Below are 16076 nucleotides of genomic sequence, written 5' to 3'. Positions count from 1 at the left end.
GCGAGGGTGCGGCCAAAACACCTCCAACCCGAGGGCAGATCGGAGGTGCCCATTCGGCCGAATCGTCGGGACACCGGGCAATGCGTATCGTGTGGACCAGTGAAGCGCGCCTTCTTTAGCCCGCGTTTGCGCGCGGCCACCGCGTCCTGTGGACCTCCGCTTATCTACATTTAGGTATAATTCGACAATGCTGAAGACAATCAAAGCACTGCGTTGGGTCGGTTCGACGAAGAAGGACTTGAGCGCCATGCCCGCGGATGTGCAAGACACCTTCGGCTGCGCGCTGCACTTGGCTCAAGTGGGCGGCAAACACAGCCAAGCCGTTGAAGGGCTTCGGTGGGGCGGGTGTATTGGAAGTGGTGGAAGACCATCACGGCGATTCATATCGTGCAGTGTATACGGTGCGGTATGCGCAAGCGGTGTACGTGGTGCATTGCTTCCAGAAGAAATCGACGAGTCGTATTGCGACGCCGAAGCCGGATATGGAATTGATCGAGCGGCGTTTGAAAGCGGTAGATGCATTGGAAAGGGAGTCACGGACATGAGCAAGGTAGCTACGATCGACGGCATCGGCATTGAGCAAGGCAGTGACAATCCCTACGCGGACCTAGGCTATCCAGAAGCCGATGAGATGCTTGTCAAAGCGCGGCTCGCCCATGAGATCGGCGAAATCGTTAAGCGTCGCCATCTGACGCAGCAACGAGCGGCCGAGTTGCTAGGGATGCCGCAACCGAAGCTCTCGGAAATGCTGCGCGGCAAGTTTCGAGGCATCAGTCAAGCCAAGATGATCGAATGCCTGAACCGGCTCGGGCGAGACGTCGACATCGTGGTGAAGAAAACCAAACGGCGTACGGTGGGCCATACGCATGTGGTAGTAGCATAATGCGCGTCTTTTCGTAAGCTCGATTTGTGGCGGATCCCGTCAATCGACAGCCATTGCTCGTTACCTGTGGCATTGAGAGCAAGGCCACGCAGGCTTTTAACCCTTCGACAAAAAAAATGAATCGAAATCACACGCTTAATCCCCAACCGTTTCGCCTGATCGGCCAATTCGCCATGGCCGGCGCACTCGTTTTCGCACTGGCCGCCTGCGGCGGAGGAAATGCGAGCCCCTCGACCACCGCATCGACCACCGCACCGTCCACTGGTACGCCTTCGGCAACGGTCGTCGCGGCTCAGGTTTCCACCGTGGCGGGATCGGGCGCGCCAGGCTCGGCAAACGGCGCGGGCACCGCGGCGACGTTCAACGACCCGGCCTCCATCGCTATGGGTGCCAACTCGAACCTCTATGTGGCCGACACGGGCAATAGCCTGATCCGAAAGATCGATGCGAGCGGAAACGTCACCACGGTGGCGGGATCTAGCAGCCAAGGGGCGACGAACGGGCAAGGCACGGCTGCGTCGTTCGCTTTGCCGAACGGCATCGCCGTCGACGCAAGCGGCAATCTCTATGTGGCCGATTCCGGCAATAACGAGATCCGCAAGATCGACGTAAGCGGCAATGTCACGACGCTCGCGGGATCGGGCACGAGCGGTGCCGTCAACGGCCGCGGCGCGGCCGCATCGTTCAATTTCCCGACTGCGGTCGCGGTCGACACGAGCGGCAATGTCTACGTGGCCGACACGTTCAATCATGCAATCCGCAAGATCGATCCGAGCGGCAACGTCACCACGCTCGCGGGTTCCGGTGCCAAAGGTTCGGCCAACGGGCTCGGCACGGCCGCCTCGTTCAACACCCCGCGCGGCATTGCCGTCGACGCAAGCGGAATCGTGTACGTGGCCGATTCGGGCAACAACCTGATTCGCCGCATCGACGCGAGCGGCAACGTCACCACGCTGGCGGGGGCCGGGACCCAAGGCGCGGCTAACGGGCAGGGGACGGCGGCGTCGTTCAACGGTCCGTTCGGCGTGGCCGTCGACGCGAACGGGAATGCTTACGTGGCCGATGCGTCGAATAACCTGATCCGCAAGATCGATGCGAGCGGCAACGTGACTACGCTCGCGGGGTCCGGCGCGGAAGGTGCCGCGAACGGTCAAGCGACGGCCGCGTCGTTCAACTTGCCGCACAGCGTGGCGATCGATGCCAGCGGCAACGTGTACGTGGCCGATACGCCCAACAACCTGATCCGCAAGATCGCGCCAGCCCACTCCTAACGCGCGATCGCATAGCCAGCCGGGAAGGTGACAGCCTGGGAACGGTCGTTTTCAGGCTTTTCAATTCCCGCTCGCAGGTTTTAGCGAATGAACTGGGAGAGCGAAATGGCCGAAAAGTTGTCGACCTACGATCCCGCCGAGGATCTAGGCAGCGAGGAAGCGCTCGCGGTATTCATGGTGGAAGCGTTCGAAACGAACGATGCGGCGTATATCGCGCACGCCCTGGGGGTGGTAGCACGCGCCAAGGCCATGACCCAAATCGCAACGGAGACTGGGCTCTCGCGCGAACGGCCAAGTTGCTAGGGATGCCACCTGGGCTACGCATTACGAACTACAAGAAACGCACGGTGATCGCCTTCGCAGTAGAAGCCGAGTGCGTGGCTATCATCCTCGTGTTTTACGGTGGTCAGGACTACCAAGCAATCTTGCACGCCGATACCGGCTTCGAGCCGACCGTCGAGAGATGATGCAAGGTCCGTAAAACCGCGCTCCGTCCCCCATCCGTCCAGCCCGCTCCCCAACCCCCAAACTGAAACGTTTTTCCCTCTTTCGTCCCAGAACGCTCCCCCTTGTCCAAATTCCCTTGAACGGTCGATTTCGGCTCAGTACATAGAAACCAACGACCGAGTCGTGCCAAGCGGCGTCGAGCCGCAAGGTACGGCAACCGCCCCGGAGGAGACGACCAAGGGGCGCCCGTCCAGTCGCGCGAATGCGCGGCCTGGACACTATTGGACAGGAGGAGCCGTTTCATGACGTCCGATCCGCGTATCGATTCCCGCATGATTCGCCGCGTCGCATTCGCCAGCGTGATCGGCGCGACAGTCGAGTGGTACGACTTCTTTCTCTACGGCGTCGTAGCCGGCATCATCTTCAACAAGCTCTATTTCCCAGCCAGCGATCCGCTCGTCTCTACGTTACTCGCCTATACGACGTTCGCCGTCGGTTTCGTCACACGCCCCATGGGCGGCGTGCTGTTCGGACACTTCGGCGATCGCATCGGCCGCAAGTCCGCGCTCATTCTCACGCTGTTCATCATGGGCATCTCCACCGCGGGCGTCGCCTTCGTGCCGACGTATGCCCAAATCGGTATCTGGGCGCCGATCCTCTTGCTGTCGCTGCGCGTGTTACAAGGGATCGGCCTCGGCGGCGAGTGGGGCGGCGCCGTGTTGATGGCTTACGAATACGCGCCCCCCGACAAGCGCGGTCTCTATGCGAGCTTGCCGCAAATCGGTTTGTCCATCGGCCTGTGCCTCGCCTCCGGCATGGTCGCGGCCGTCTCGCATCTGCTCTCCGAACAAGCGTTCTTCGCATGGGGCTGGCGCGTGGCCTTCGCCGCGTCGTTACTGCTGGTGATGATCGGCCTGTACATTCGCCTCAAGGTGATGGAAACGCCCGAGTTCACCGCGCTCAAACGCACGCGGCGCGAAGCGAAGCTGCCGTTCGCCGAGATGCTGGCGAATTACCGCCGCGAGTTGGTGCTCGGCATGGGAGCACGCTATATCGATGGCGTCTTCTTCAACGTCTTCGCGGTGTTCTCGATCGGCTATCTCACGCAGCACATCAAGATGGACCGGACCGACGCGCTCCTCGGCGTGATGATTGCCGCGCTCGTCATGTGCTTTTTCATTCCGTTATTCGGCCGCCTTTCCGACCGCGTCGGCCGCGCACGCATGTATGCGTGGGGATCGCTGATTTGCGGCGTGTCCGCCTATCCGGCGTTCTGGCTTATCGAAAGCCAACCGGGCAACACGCTGCTGATCTGGATGGCCATCGTGATTCCGTTCGGTATCTGCTATGCGATGGTCTACGGGCCCGAAGCCGCGCTGTTCGCGGAGCTGTTCGATGCCAACGTGCGTTATACCGGCATCTCTTTCGTTTATCAGTTCTCCGGCATTTTCGCGAGCGGCCTCACGCCCATCGTCGCGACCGCGCTTTGGAAAGTCAGCGGCGGCAAGTGGTGGACGATATGCGCCTACGTGTTGTTCTCCGCGATCGTGTCGGCGTATTCGGCAAGGGCCATCGAACGCGGCCGGCGCGGGCGGTTGCCGTCGAGCGAAAAGCCCGTCGTTAGCGCATCGTGACGTGCGGTAAAGCAGCACGCGTGCATCGCGCCGTTCGATGCGGTGCAATGCGGTGCGGCACTCAAGCGCGAAACGTCTTGGCCGTCTCTTCGGCCGCGTGACGTAGATCGGGCTCGAACGCCAGCAGATCGTCGAGCGTCACGCGCCCGACCGGTGCCTGCACGGCGATCGCCGCGCAGGCACGATTGCGGTCCAGCATGACGGGAACCGCAATCGCGATCAATCCCTGCAAGTGCTCCTGATCGTTGATCGCGAGGCGCCGCCGGCGGGTCGCCGCGAGTTCTTTGCGTAGTGCGTCGCGATCGGTGATCGTCCGATCCGAATAGGCGCGCAGCGGCAAGGTTTCGATCATGCGCTCGCGTCGATCCTTCGGCAAGAAGCTGATCAGGAGCTTGCCGCTCGCCGAGCAGTGCAAGGGCACATGCGATCCGGGCCGCAAGTGCATCCGCAGCGGCCATTCGGTCTCGACGCGGTCGACGTAGACGACGTCGTTGCCCGAGAGCATCGTCAAGTTGCAGGTCTCGCCTACTTTCGCCACGAGCTGTTCGAGCAAGACGTGGCGCGCCGCGGCCGGGCCGGCGTGCATGAGCACGTTGACGGCCAGCATCCGCACGCGCGGAGAACATTCGTAGAGCCGATCGCCGGCGCCGCGGGTAACGAGCCACGCGTCGGTCAATTGCACGAGGATGCGGTGCACGGTCTGTTTCGGCAGCTCGAGCGCATTCACGAGGTCCGTCATGGAAAGCGGGTGCCCCGCTTGCGCCAGCGTTTCGAGCACCCGAAACGCCCGCACCGCCGCCGCATTCGATTGATTCGACGTGGACATCGTGTCTCCCGATTGTCGCGGTCGCTCCGCCGCGTCCCTCATTGTGTATCCGATCTTGCGTTTTTCGGGACTCGGGGAAGTCCCGAAATTTGCGCTTTTCGCCGCGCGATCGGGCGTAGTCGGCAAATGCTCGGGAAACGGGACTCGCCGCGCCGATGCGACGAATAGATTGGCACTACCGCCAATTCATTCGATCGGGAGTGCCGCGTATGAACGTTAGGGCCACAGCAGCCGAAACCGCCGGCGTGCCAGCACAGGAAGAAACGAACGAACGGATCGCCGCGCTCGTTGCCCGCGCCCGCGCGGCGCAGCGAGCGTTCGAATCGGCCGGTCAAACGACGCTCGATACGGCAGCCGCGGCTGCCGCTTGGGCCATCATGGAGCCCGAGCGCAATCGCCGCCTTGCCGAACTGGCGGTGCGCGATACTGGACTCGGCAACGTCGACGACAAATTCCGCAAGAACTACCGCAAGACGCTCGGGTTGCTGCGCGACTTGCACGGGCTGAAAACCTGTGGGGTCATTGCGCGCGATCCGCGCAAAGGGATCGTCGAAATCGCTCGCGCGGTGGGCGTCGTGGCAGCAGTGACGCCTTCCACGAATCCGGCGGCCACGCCCGCGAACAAAATTGTCAATGCGCTCAAGTGCGGCAATGCCGTCGTCGTTGCCCCTTCGCCGAAAGGGTATTCGTCGTGCGCGCTGTTGGTCGAGTTCATCCACGCGCAGTTCGAGAAGGCCGGGCTCGACCCGGCGCTCGTGCAGCTCCTGCCCGAGCCGGTCAGCAAGGCGGCCACCGCCGCGTTGATGCGCGAGGCGGATCTCGTCGTCGCCACGGGCTCGCAGGCGAACGTCCGCATGGCCTATGCGAGCGGCACGCCGGCGTTCGGCGTGGGCGCGGGCAATGTCGCGTCGATCGTCGAGGGCTCCGCCGATGTGGGCGAAGCGGCCCGCAAGATCGCGCTCTCGAAGACGTTCGACCATGCGACGAGCTGTTCGTCGGAAAACAGCGTGGTGATCGAGGCGGCAGTGTACGACGCGATGCTCGACGCGTTGCAACGCAACGGCGGCGTGCTGCTCGACGCCGCGCAAAAGGCGCGGCTACAAGCGGCGATGTGGCATGACGGCAAGCTGTCCGAACGCTGCACCGCAAAATCGGCCGTGCATATCGCGCGAACGGCCGGGCTCGACGAAGTGGCCGCGTGCGAACCCCGCTTCCTGTTGGTGGAGGAGACCGGCTTCGGCGCGGATCACCCATTCTCGGGAGAAAAGCTCGCGCCCGTGCTGGCGGTCTATCGGGCGCGGGACTTCGCCGACGCGGCGAATATCGTGCGCGGAATCTACGGCTACATGGGCGCTGGGCACTCGGTGGGGCTGCACACGGCGCAACCCGAGCTAGCGGTTGCGCTGGGCGAACGGTTGCCGGTTGCGCGCGTGATCGTCAATCAAGCTCACTGTCTCGCGACGGGCGGCAACTTCGATAACGGCCTGCCGTTTTCCTTATCGATGGGCTGCGGCACATGGGGCCGCAACAACTTCTCGGGCAATCTCGATTTCCGGTACTACCTGAACGTGACGCGTGTCGCCTATCCGATCGCGGAGCACGTGCCGGAACTGGAAGACGTACTCGGCGACTATTTTCGGAGGATCGGTCGATGAGCGCGCTCATGACAGTGCGCGCGCTGATCGACGCGCGCGCCATCCAATACCCGAACAAGCCGTTCTTGATTGCAACGTCAGAGAACGACAACGACAACGACATCGGCAACGACATCGACAACGGCAACGGCAACGGCCCCACGCAGCGGGAAGACGAGGTGGTGACCTTCGCCATGCTGCGCGAGCGTTGTCGCGAACTCGAGGCGCGTTTTCGCGGCGCCGGGATCATGCCGGGAGAGGTCGTCTCGGTGTTCATGGGCAACGGCCTGCAGACCGCCACGTTGCTGCTCGGCGCGATGTATAGCGGGTTGATTGCCCATCCGCTGAATTTGCTGTGCCAGCGATCGCAACTGCGCTATATCGTCGAGCATTCGGATACGCGGATGATTTTCTTCTGCGACGAGACAGCCGATGCGCTCGACGCCGTGCTGACCGAGCGGCGGCAGGAGGGTGCCGCGACGACATGTGCGCTCGTGCGGACGGCCCCCGACGCGCTCGAATTGCCCTCGTTGCCGGTGGTGCCGGTGGTGCCGGTGATCGAGCAAGTGCTGGCGGACCGATGCGCGGCGCCGGTTTCCTCCACGGGGGACGCGGCGGGCGCGTCGCACTCGAATGGTGCCGGCGATACCTGCCATACCGACGATCGCGACGATTGCGACGATTGCGACGATACCGACGATACCGACGATACCGACGATTCCGCCCGAGCCGCGTTGCTCATGTACACCTCCGGCACGACCGGAGCACCCAAGGGCGTGCTGCTGAGTCAACGCAATTTGCTGGCGAATGCGCGCCAGATCGGCATCGAGCATCGGCTAGGTGCCGAGGACCGCGTGCTCTCGTCGTTGCCGCTTTATCACATCAACGGTTTGGTCGTCACGCTCCTCGCGCCGCTGTACCACGCCGGGTCGGTGGCGATGACGCCGCGCTTCTCGGCACGCACGTTCTGGCGCGACGTGGCGCGTTACGGATGCACTTGGATCAACGTCGTGCCGACGATCGTCGCGTATCTGCTAGGTGGCGACGATCCGCACGGCTTCGATCTCTCGGCGCTGAAGTTTTGCCGCAGCGCCTCGGCGGCGCTGCCGGCCGATCACCACCGTGCGTTCGAGGCGCGTTTCGGCATCGGCATCATCGAGACGATGGGGATGACCGAAACCGCCGCGCCCGTCTTCAGCAACCCATACGAGCCGGCTCGGCGGCGCATCGGCAGCATTGGGCTGCCCTCGGGCAGCGAAGCGAAGGTCGTCGATCGCGAAGGGCGCGAATGTGCGGCGAACGAACCGGGCGAAATCGTCTTGCGCGGCGACCAGGTGATGCAGGGCTACTACAAGCGCCCCGAGGAGACGGCGAAAGCCTTCACCGCCGATGGGTGGCTGCGCACGGGCGATCTCGGCTATCGCGACGATGAGGGTTACTTCTACATCAACGGCCGCTCGAAGGAGTTGATCATCAAGGGGGGCGAAAACATCGCGCCGCGCGAGATCGACGAAGCGCTGCTGCGCCATCCGGGCGTCCTCGATGCCGCCGCCGTCGGCGTGCCCGATCCCGCCTACGGTCAAGAGATCGTCGCGTTCGTTGTTCCGCGCGCGCTCGCCGGCCCCGGCGCACCCGATGCCGACGAGCTGCGCGCGCATTGCCTGCGCGAACTCGGTCGATACAAAACGCCGAAGGAGATCCGGTTTGTGAGCGAGTTGCCGCGCGGGCCGTCGGGCAAGGTGCAGCGGCTGAAGTTGGTGGCGCCGGCGCCCGATTGACGGCGGCCGACGGAAGCACCGCCGAGGTGGCGGCAGGCGGCCCGTAGCCCATTAGCCGCCACCGATAGCGACATCGCAGTCGTCGAACACGACGGCTCAAGGACAAAGACGGTAGGAGACAACAGCATGAAACAGCGTGCGCAGCGCGTCAAAACGCGTCATATCATCTTGGCGGTGATGTGCCTCATGTACTTCATCTCTTATATCGATCGCGTCAACATCGCGGTCGCCGGACCGCTGATTCGCCATGAGATGGGGCTCTCGACCGTGCAGCTCGGCCTCGTATTTTCGGCGTTCGCCTATCCCTATGCGGTGATGCAGATCGTCGGCGGCTGGCTGTCGGACAAGTTCGGTCCGAAGCTCGTGTTGACCGTGCTCTCGCTGATCTGGGGCGCGGCGACGCTCGCGACCGGATTCGCCGGCAGCGTCGCGATGCTCGTGGCGCTGCGCTTTACGCTCGGCATCGGCGAGGGCGGGGCATTCCCCACGGCCACGCGCGCCTTTACTTACTGGATGCCGGTTTGCGAACGCGGCTTCGCACAAGGGATCACGCACAGCTTCGCACGCTTGGGCGGTGCGGTGACCCCGCCGCTCGTGCTCGCGGTGGTGGTGGCGGGCGGGTGGCGCGACGCCTTCATTTTGCTGGGCATCGTAAGCCTCGCATGGACAGTGCTTTATCTGTTCGTGTTCACGAATTCGCCGGAGCAAAACCGCCGCATTACGTCCGAGGAAACCGCCGAAATCGGCTATCGCGTGGGCGATTGCGAGCGGGCCAAACGCATGGCCACGCCGTGGCGCAAGCTGATTCGGCGCATGTGGCTCGTCACGTTCGTCGATTTCTGCTACGGCTGGCTGTTGTGGGTCTATCTCACCTGGTTGCCGTCGTATCTGAAAGAGTCCCGCGGCTTCGATCTAAAGCATCTCGCGCTATTCACTGCTTTGCCGCTGCTGGCCGGTGTCGTGGGCGACACGCTCGGCGGCGTGGTATCGGACCGCATTTTCAAAGCCACCGGGCGGCTGCGTCTCGCGCGTTGTTCGATTCTCGTGGTGGGCATGGGCGGCTCGCTCGCGTTCCTGTTGCCGATGATTTCGGTGTCCGATCCGTTGACGGCCGTGTGGCTTCTGAGTGGATCGTTCTTCTTTCTCGAGATCACGAATCCGGTCCTGTGGACGCTGCCGCTCGACATCGCCGGTAAGTATGCGGGAACGGCGGGCGGCATGATGAATACGGGCTTCGGCGTGGCGGGAATGATTTCGCCGGTCGCATTCGGCTATCTGATCGAGCACACGGGCAGCTACAACGTCCCGTTCACCGTATCGGCCGCGTTGCTGGCCCTGGGCATCGTCGCGGCGCTGTTTATCGATACCGATCGCACGGTCGAAGCCGACGAGGCGCGCGAGCGGCTCGAAGGGAGCGCGCAAAACGGCGCGTTCGCTTTTCTCGATGCGGTGCCTGCGGTGCGGATCGAGCGGCATACGCTGCGGCGCCCGCTTCGGTGGCGCCGATGAGCCGAAGGTGATCGACGCGGCCCGGATGCGGCGCGGATGCGATCGGTTTCCTACGAAGCCGATCGCATCGAATCGTGGATCGGCCGCGACAGACGCGGGGAGCGGCCAGTCGCGGCACGGGTACGCGGTGGCGGGGCAGGATCAGGTACTGGCTTCGGCGTGTTCGCGACTAGAAAGAGCAGGAGAGGTCGCGTCTTCGAGGATCATGTCCGCGGCCTTCTCGGCGATCATGATGACGGGCGCGTTCGTATTGCCCGAGACCAGCTCCGGCATGATCGACGCGTCGACCACGCGCAGATGGGCCACGCCGTGCACGCGCAGCCGCTCGTCGACCACCGCCGAGGCATCGCTGCCCATCTTGCAGGTACCGGCGGGATGGTAGATCGATTGGCTGAACTGCCGCGCCGCATCGAGCAATTCGGCGTCGCTCTGATACTGCGCGCCGGGGGTGAACTCGGAGACGATGTGCTTCGCGAGCGAAGGGGCGGCGGCGATGCGGCGGGCCACTCGAATGGCGTCGACGACGACAGGATGATCGCGCTCGTCGGACAAGTAACGAGCGTGGATGGCCGGGTAGGCCAGCGGATCGGCCGAACGAATCTCGACGCACCCGCGGCTGAACGGCCGCAACTGGCAGACGGACGAGGTAAATGCGGAGAACCGGTGCGCGCCTTGGCCCGGCTTGTCGGCGCTGAGCGGCTGCATGTGGAACTGGATGTCGGGGCGATCGACGTCGGGGCGCGAGCGCGTGAAGATGGCGACCTGGCTGGCGGCCAGTGTGAGCGGCCCGGTGCGCCACAGCGCGTATTGCATGCCGATCCAGGCTTTGCGCAACGGGTGATTGACTTCGTCGTTGAGCGTACGCTCGCGCGTACGAAAGACGAGCCGGACCTGCAAATGATCCTGCAAATTGCGCCCGACGCCGGGCAAGTCCAGCCGCACCGGCACGCCTGCGCGCTGCAGCAAGGGCGCGGGGCCGATGCCCGAGTGCTGCAGGATCTGCGGTGAGCCGATCGCGCCGGCCGCAAGGATGACTTCGGCTCGGGCCCGGACGACGTGACGCTCGGCGCCCCGTCTATATTCGACGCCGATGGCTGTCCTGCCTTCGAACAGGATTCGACAGACCTGCGCCTGCGTGACGACTTGCAAGTTGGCGCGCCTGCGTGCGGGTTTCAGAAAGCCCTTTGCCGTACTCCACCGAAAGCCCTGGTAGGCGGTTTGCTGATAGTAGCCGACGCCTTCCTGGCTGGCGCCGTTGTAATCGGCATTGGCGGGGATACCGACTTCCTGCGCCGCGGCGATGAAGTGCTCGGCGATGGGGCGGCGCAGCCGCAGGTCCGACACTTTCAATGGTCCGCCCACACCGTGGTAGGCATTCGCGCCGCGCTCCTGATCTTCGGATTTTTTGAAGTAGGGCAAGACATCGGCATAGCGCCAGCCGCGATTGCCGAGTTCGGCCCAGCGATCGCAGTCTTCGCGTTGGCCGCGCACATAGAGCAACCCATTCAACGAACTCGAGCCGCCCAGCACTTTCCCGCGCGGCCAATCGATGCGGCGGCCGGCGACGCTAGGATCGGGTTCGGTGCGATAACACCAGTCGAACCTTGGATCGTGCATGGTCTTGAAATAGCCGACGGGCACGTGAATCCACGGATGGGTGTCGGCGCCGCCGGCTTCGAGCAGTAGGACCGAGTGGCGCGAATCGGCGCTCAAGCGATTGGCCAACACGCATCCGGCCGAGCCTGCGCCCACGATGACATAGTCGACTTCCTGTTCCATGAAAAACGTCTCCTGACGAGCCGAAGTTGATCGGGAAACTGCATGGCATCGTGCTCGATGAATTCAATGTCACGGATGATGCGCGGCTTCGCAAGAGAGCCGGGCGTTTGCACCGCGAAGTGAAACGGAATGTGTCGATTTCGGATCAAAAACACCTGCGTAAGCAGGCTGGCCGCAGCGTGCCGGGTACGATGACACGGTGCCCGATTCGTTTGCGTTGCCGACACTGCCTACAAGGCGACCGGCCGTGCTGCTGGTCCAACCGAAAGGTCGCGTCTGGCGCTTTGACGCCGTTGCGCGCGACGCTACGCTCGAGATCGACTCGAAAATTGACTCTGGCGGCGATGCCGTTGCAAGGAGAATGCCGTGACGATGGATGGGATGCAGGAGGCGCCGCATCGAATGGTGTCGGTGCGCGATTGCTTCGGCCTCGATTCGAATTTGAGGGTGCCGATGTTCGATCAGCGCGACGACCACGTGCCCGAGATCGATACGGCTTACCGCTTCAATGCGCAAGTCACGCTCGCCATCCTGGCCGGCTTCACGAACAACCGGCGCGTGATGGTACAAGGCCTGCACGGCACCGGCAAATCGACTCATATCGAACAGGTCGCCGCGCGCTTGAATTGGCCCTGTGTGCGGGTCAATCTCGACGGCCATATCAGTCGCCTCGATCTCGTGGGCAAGGACGCCATCGTCGTACGGGACGATCGGCAAATTACGGAATTCCAGGAAGGCATCGTGCCCTGGGCGTTGCAGCGTCCCGTCGCGTTGATCTTCGACGAATACGATGCGGGCCGCCCCGATGTCATGTTCGTGATTCAGCGGATTCTCGAGCGCGACGGCAGCTTGACGCTGCTCGACCAGAACCGCGTGATTCGTCCGCATCCCTACTTTAGGTTGTTCGCCACGTCGAATACGGTCGGGCTCGGCAATCTCAATGGGCTTTACCACGGCACGCAGATGCTGAACCACGCGCAAATGGACCGCTGGAACGTGGTGGCGACACTGAGCTATTTGCCGCCGGAAGAGGAAGCGGACATCGTGCTCGCGCGCGTGCCCGAGATGGCCGACGAGGCCGGGCGCGCGCTCGTCGAATCGATGGTGGCGATGGCCGCGCTGACGCGCAAGGGCTTCGCGACGGGCGATTTATCGACGCTGATGTCGCCGCGCACGGTGATCTATTGGGCGGAAAACTATCAGATCTTCCGCGACCTTGAACTCGCGTTCGCGTTGACGTTCCTGAACAAGTGCGACGAGGCGGAGCGGTCCGTCGTGCGCGAGTACTACCAGCGGTGCTTCGATGTCGAGCTTGGCGATGAGGCGGCGAGAGCAGCGAACGGCGAGGCGGAGGGATTTTCCTCCCGCAGCGCGCCGCTGTCGGCGCCATGAAGCCGGGACGCGAGGCATGGGGTACGCCGGCTAGCCGCGAACAGCTATGCGCAGCGGTGGTGCGCGCGTGTACTGGTGACGCCGCATTGCACTATCTCGGCGGGCGTCTGTGCCGGCAACTGCGACCGTTGCCGTTGTTTGCTCCGCATCTGCGCAGCGACCCGCATCAAGACGATTTCGCCTCGTTGCGCGGCGCGGCCGACTGCGCCGCCATGCGGCTCGTGCATTCGGACGCCGCCTTGCATCGACGGCTATCGCCCGATGCGTATGTCGAGCGTCTGCTATTCGAGATGTTCGAGCAAATTCGTTGCGAATCGCTGGCGCCGCCGGGCATGTCGGGGATCGCCGCGAATCTGCGTTATCGCTTCGAATCGTGGTCGCGCGCCTATCATCGTTCGGGGCTCGCTGACGATCATCTCGGCATTCTGATCTATACGGTGCTTCAAATCGTATGGTCGCGCGTGACGGGCTGGCCGGTGCTGGAAGCGACCGAAGACGTCATCGAAGCGACGCGCGCAGGTATCGTGCCGACGATCGGTACGTATTTGGCGCGCTTGCGCCGGACCCGGCTCGATCAGGGCGCCTATGCGCAGCCGGCGCGCGAATTGGCGCATTGCGTGGCATCGATGCTCGACGATGCCGGCGCACGTTCGATGGCCGACGCGAAGGCCGATGCGCGCGACCCCGACGACGCGTTGACGTCGTTCTCGCTATGGGTCGATTTCGATGAATTCGACGGGATGCTGGGCGGCGGGCAAGCGCCGCAGGTCTCGCGCGCAACGCGTGGAGTCGAGCCGCATTACCGCGCCTACACGACGCAGTTCGACCGCGAGGTACGCGCCGGGGCGCTCGTGCGGCAGGCATTGCTGCGCGAATATCGCGACCGGCTCGATCTGCGGATCGCCGATTGCGGTTTTCATCTCGCGAGAATCGCGCGGGCGCTGCAGGCCGCCCTGGCGGCGCCGCAACGCGACGGGTGGTCGTTCGGCGAGGAGGACGGCCGTATCGACGGACGGCGGCTGGCGCAAATCGTCAGCTCGCCAGCCGAGCGGCGCGTGTTCGCGCGAGAGCGAACGAGGCCGCGCGGCGATTGCGCGATCGGGTTTTTGATCGATTGCTCCGCTTCGATGAAGGCGCATGTCGAAGCCGTTGCGATCCTCGTCGACACCCTCGTTCGCGCTTGCGAGCGCGCGGGACTGACCACCGAGATCCAAGGTTTTACGACGCTGGCTTGGAACGGCGGCCGCGCGCGGCAGCAATGGCTCGCGCAGGGGCGGCCGCCGCGTCCGGGACGTCTGAACGAAAGCTGCCATCTGGTGTTCAAGAGCGCCGACGACAGTTGGCGACGCGCACGCGAGCCCATTGCCGCCTTGTTCAAGGCCGATTTGTTCCGAGAAGGCGTGGACGGCGAAGCGATCGATTGGGGCTGCGAGCGGCTGAACGCGCACGCGGCGACGCGACGCATTCTCGTCGTCCTATCCGATGGCAGCCCGATGGACGGGGCGACGTCTCAAGCCAATGGGCCGTCGTATCTCGACGATCATTTGAAAGCGGTACTGGCACGTCACGAAACGCTGCGCGACGTGGAAGTGGTAGGCCTCGGCATGGGCTGCGATTTAAGCGCGTTCTATCGGCACTGCACGACGGTCGATCCGCACGCGCCGCTCGACACGAAGCGTTTGCTCGACATCGTCCAGTGGATCGGACGGCGGCGCGCTTAGCCCGTGGTTAGACCGCGGAGAGTCCGCGGTTAGCCTCTATCGCGCGCCGTTCCGGGAAGTTTATGCCGCGTGAGGTTCCGTCGAGTGCCGCGCGTCGCGTTCGCGAGCCGCTTGGGCCTGCACGGCAGTCACGGCGATTACGTAGACGATGTCCTCGCTGCTGCACCCACGCGACAGATCGTTGGCCGGGTAGTGCAGCCCTTGCAGCAGCGGCCCGATCGCCTTCGCTCCGCCGATGCGTTCCGCGAGCTTGTAGCCGATATTGCCGGCATCGAGGTTCGGGAAAACCAGCACGTTCGCATGCCCGCCGACCTGGGAGTGCTCGATCTTGCGCTCGGCGATCTCGGCCACGATCGCCGCATCCAACTGAACGTCGCCGTCGATCGCGAGGCCGGGGCGTAACGCCTTCACCCGCTGCGTCGCTTCGATCACCTTATCGACATGCGCGTGATGCGCACTGCCGCTCGTCGAAAACGAGAGCATGGCCACGCGCGGCTCCTCCATCAACAAGCTGCGTGCACTATCGGCAGCAGCCATCGCGATTTCGGCCAACTGCGCGGCGTCCGGATCGACGACGAGTGCGCAGTCGGAAAAAATCAGCCCGCCTTTGTAACGATGAAACGGCTCGCACAGCATCATCAAGAAAAAGCTCGATACGAGCTTGAACGACGGCTCGACGCCGATCAGTTGAATCGCCGTGCGCACGACATCGGCGGTCGTATGCACCGCACCCGCGACGGAGCCGTCCGCATAGCCGCAGCGCACCATGAGCGCGGCGAACACGAGCGGCTTGAGTGCTTCTGCTTGCGCGAGCGCTTCGGTCATGCCCTTGGCCGAGCGCAGTGTCACAAGTTCGGCAACGAAGCGCGCGCGCCAGTCCGATGTCGCGGGGTCGATCAGCGCGATGTCGTCGAGCGGTAGCGATTCGCGCGCCGCACTCGCGCGGATGGTATCGGGATTGCCGACGAGTGCGATACGCGCGATGCCTTCGCGGTGCGCGCGCACGGCGGCCGCAAGTACGCGCGGATCCTCGGCTTCGCACAGCACGATACGCATCGGCGAGATGCGCGCGGCTTCGATGATGCGGTTCAGGGCTTTCATAACGTCTCGACTCGAAAGAAGGGAAGCACGTCCGTTAAAAAAAATGCGGCCCGAGCGGGCGGATCGAACCGCCGTTCCGGCCGCACGCCGCGGACCGCGGC

Annotated in this window: 12 protein-coding genes and 1 pseudogene; 10 read left to right on the top strand and 3 right to left on the bottom strand. The window is 63.8% G+C overall.

Translation table 11 applies throughout. From position 1 onward, the window contains the following. The first annotated feature begins 187 nt into the window (after positions 1–187). The 5 genes and pseudogenes from ACTHN9_RS11270 to ACTHN9_RS11250 all read left to right on the top strand — a co-directional run bounded on the left by ACTHN9_RS11270 (position 188) and on the right by ACTHN9_RS11250 (position 4235). Positions 188–545: pseudogene (locus tag ACTHN9_RS11270) on the top strand (type II toxin-antitoxin system RelE/ParE family toxin). Beyond that, positions 542–883 (top strand): helix-turn-helix domain-containing protein, encoded by a 342-nt coding sequence (locus ACTHN9_RS11265; RefSeq protein ID WP_440536839.1) that lies wholly within the window; start codon positions 542–544, stop codon positions 881–883. Before ACTHN9_RS11270 ends, ACTHN9_RS11265 begins: the two are co-directional and overlap by 4 nt. 116 nt (positions 884–999) lie before the next feature. Beyond that, positions 1000–2154 carry an NHL repeat-containing protein gene (locus ACTHN9_RS11260; RefSeq protein WP_440536838.1) on the top strand — a complete coding sequence of 385 codons (1155 nt, stop codon included), beginning with the start codon at positions 1000–1002 and terminating at the stop codon, positions 2152–2154. 105 nt (positions 2155–2259) lie between these two features. Beyond that, positions 2260–2457: an addiction module antidote protein gene (locus tag ACTHN9_RS11255; RefSeq protein WP_440536837.1), complete on the top strand. Its 198-nt coding sequence runs from the start codon at positions 2260–2262 to the stop codon at positions 2455–2457. A gap of 446 nt (positions 2458–2903) precedes the next feature. Then, positions 2904–4235 carry an MFS transporter gene (locus ACTHN9_RS11250; protein WP_440536836.1) on the top strand — a complete coding sequence of 444 codons (1332 nt, stop codon included), beginning with the start codon at positions 2904–2906 and terminating at the stop codon, positions 4233–4235. A gap of 61 nt (positions 4236–4296) precedes the next feature. Here the strand turns inward: ACTHN9_RS11250 and ACTHN9_RS11245 are convergent, their stop codons facing one another. Then, positions 4297–5061 (bottom strand): IclR family transcriptional regulator, encoded by a 765-nt coding sequence (locus tag ACTHN9_RS11245; protein WP_440536835.1) that lies wholly within the window; start codon positions 5059–5061, stop codon positions 4297–4299. Between the two features lie 209 nt (positions 5062–5270). Between ACTHN9_RS11245 and sauS the strand changes: the two genes are divergently transcribed. The 3 genes from sauS (at position 5271) to ACTHN9_RS11230 (ending at position 9982) form a co-directional block, all read left to right on the top strand. Beyond that, entirely contained in the window at positions 5271–6716 is a 1446-nt protein-coding gene (gene sauS, locus ACTHN9_RS11240; protein ID WP_440536834.1) for an acylating sulfoacetaldehyde dehydrogenase, read from the top strand. After that, on the top strand, positions 6713–8473 hold the full coding sequence (locus ACTHN9_RS11235) for an AMP-binding protein (RefSeq protein ID WP_440536833.1): 1761 nt from the start codon (positions 6713–6715) through the stop codon (positions 8471–8473). The genes sauS and ACTHN9_RS11235 overlap by 4 nt, the downstream gene beginning before the upstream one ends. Positions 8474–8599: 126 nt before the next feature. Continuing rightward, a complete protein-coding gene (locus ACTHN9_RS11230) occupies positions 8600–9982 on the top strand; it encodes an MFS transporter (protein ID WP_440536832.1) in 1383 nt (460 codons plus the stop codon). Positions 9983–10123: 141 nt separating this feature from the next. On the opposite strand, the gene ACTHN9_RS11225 is transcribed toward ACTHN9_RS11230, so the two are convergent. Continuing rightward, on the bottom strand, positions 10124–11761 hold the full coding sequence (locus tag ACTHN9_RS11225) for a GMC family oxidoreductase (protein WP_440536831.1): 1638 nt from the start codon (positions 11759–11761) through the stop codon (positions 10124–10126). Between the two features lie 372 nt (positions 11762–12133). Between ACTHN9_RS11225 and ACTHN9_RS11220 the strand changes: the two genes are divergently transcribed. After that, positions 12134–13153 (top strand): AAA family ATPase, encoded by a 1020-nt coding sequence (locus ACTHN9_RS11220; protein ID WP_440536866.1) that lies wholly within the window; start codon positions 12134–12136, stop codon positions 13151–13153. Next, positions 13150–14874 carry a cobaltochelatase CobT-related protein gene (locus ACTHN9_RS11215; protein WP_440536830.1) on the top strand — a complete coding sequence of 575 codons (1725 nt, stop codon included), beginning with the start codon at positions 13150–13152 and terminating at the stop codon, positions 14872–14874. Before ACTHN9_RS11220 ends, ACTHN9_RS11215 begins: the two co-directional genes overlap by 4 nt. Positions 14875–14934: 60 nt before the next feature. Here the strand turns inward: ACTHN9_RS11215 and pta are convergent, their stop codons facing one another. Next, entirely contained in the window at positions 14935–15975 is a 1041-nt protein-coding gene (pta, locus tag ACTHN9_RS11210; protein WP_440536829.1) for a phosphate acetyltransferase, read from the bottom strand. Positions 15976–16076 lie beyond the last annotated feature (101 nt).

The sequence above is a fragment of the Trinickia sp. genome (genome assembly GCF_051953405.1).
GTDB lineage: Bacteria > Pseudomonadota > Gammaproteobacteria > Burkholderiales > Burkholderiaceae > Trinickia.
The sequence above is the reverse complement of the archived record's forward strand: the minus strand, read 5'-3'. Positions and strand labels throughout refer to the sequence as shown.

Coding starts and splice junctions, on each gene's coding strand:
- ACTHN9_RS11230 (WP_440536832.1), top strand. CDS start 8,600: ATGAAACAGCGTGCGCAGCGCGTCAAAACGCGTCATATCATCTTGGCG.
- ACTHN9_RS11215 (WP_440536830.1), top strand. CDS start 13,150: ATGAAGCCGGGACGCGAGGCATGGGGTACGCCGGCTAGCCGCGAACAG.
- ACTHN9_RS11265 (WP_440536839.1), top strand. CDS start 542: ATGAGCAAGGTAGCTACGATCGACGGCATCGGCATTGAGCAAGGCAGT.
- pta (WP_440536829.1), bottom strand. CDS start 15,975: ATGAAAGCCCTGAACCGCATCATCGAAGCCGCGCGCATCTCGCCGATG.
- ACTHN9_RS11220 (WP_440536866.1), top strand. CDS start 12,134: ATGGATGGGATGCAGGAGGCGCCGCATCGAATGGTGTCGGTGCGCGAT.
- ACTHN9_RS11255 (WP_440536837.1), top strand. CDS start 2,260: ATGGCCGAAAAGTTGTCGACCTACGATCCCGCCGAGGATCTAGGCAGC.
- ACTHN9_RS11235 (WP_440536833.1), top strand. CDS start 6,713: ATGAGCGCGCTCATGACAGTGCGCGCGCTGATCGACGCGCGCGCCATC.
- ACTHN9_RS11245 (WP_440536835.1), bottom strand. CDS start 5,061: ATGTCCACGTCGAATCAATCGAATGCGGCGGCGGTGCGGGCGTTTCGG.
- ACTHN9_RS11260 (WP_440536838.1), top strand. CDS start 1,000: ATGAATCGAAATCACACGCTTAATCCCCAACCGTTTCGCCTGATCGGC.
- ACTHN9_RS11225 (WP_440536831.1), bottom strand. CDS start 11,761: ATGGAACAGGAAGTCGACTATGTCATCGTGGGCGCAGGCTCGGCCGGA.
- sauS (WP_440536834.1), top strand. CDS start 5,271: ATGAACGTTAGGGCCACAGCAGCCGAAACCGCCGGCGTGCCAGCACAG.
- ACTHN9_RS11250 (WP_440536836.1), top strand. CDS start 2,904: ATGACGTCCGATCCGCGTATCGATTCCCGCATGATTCGCCGCGTCGCA.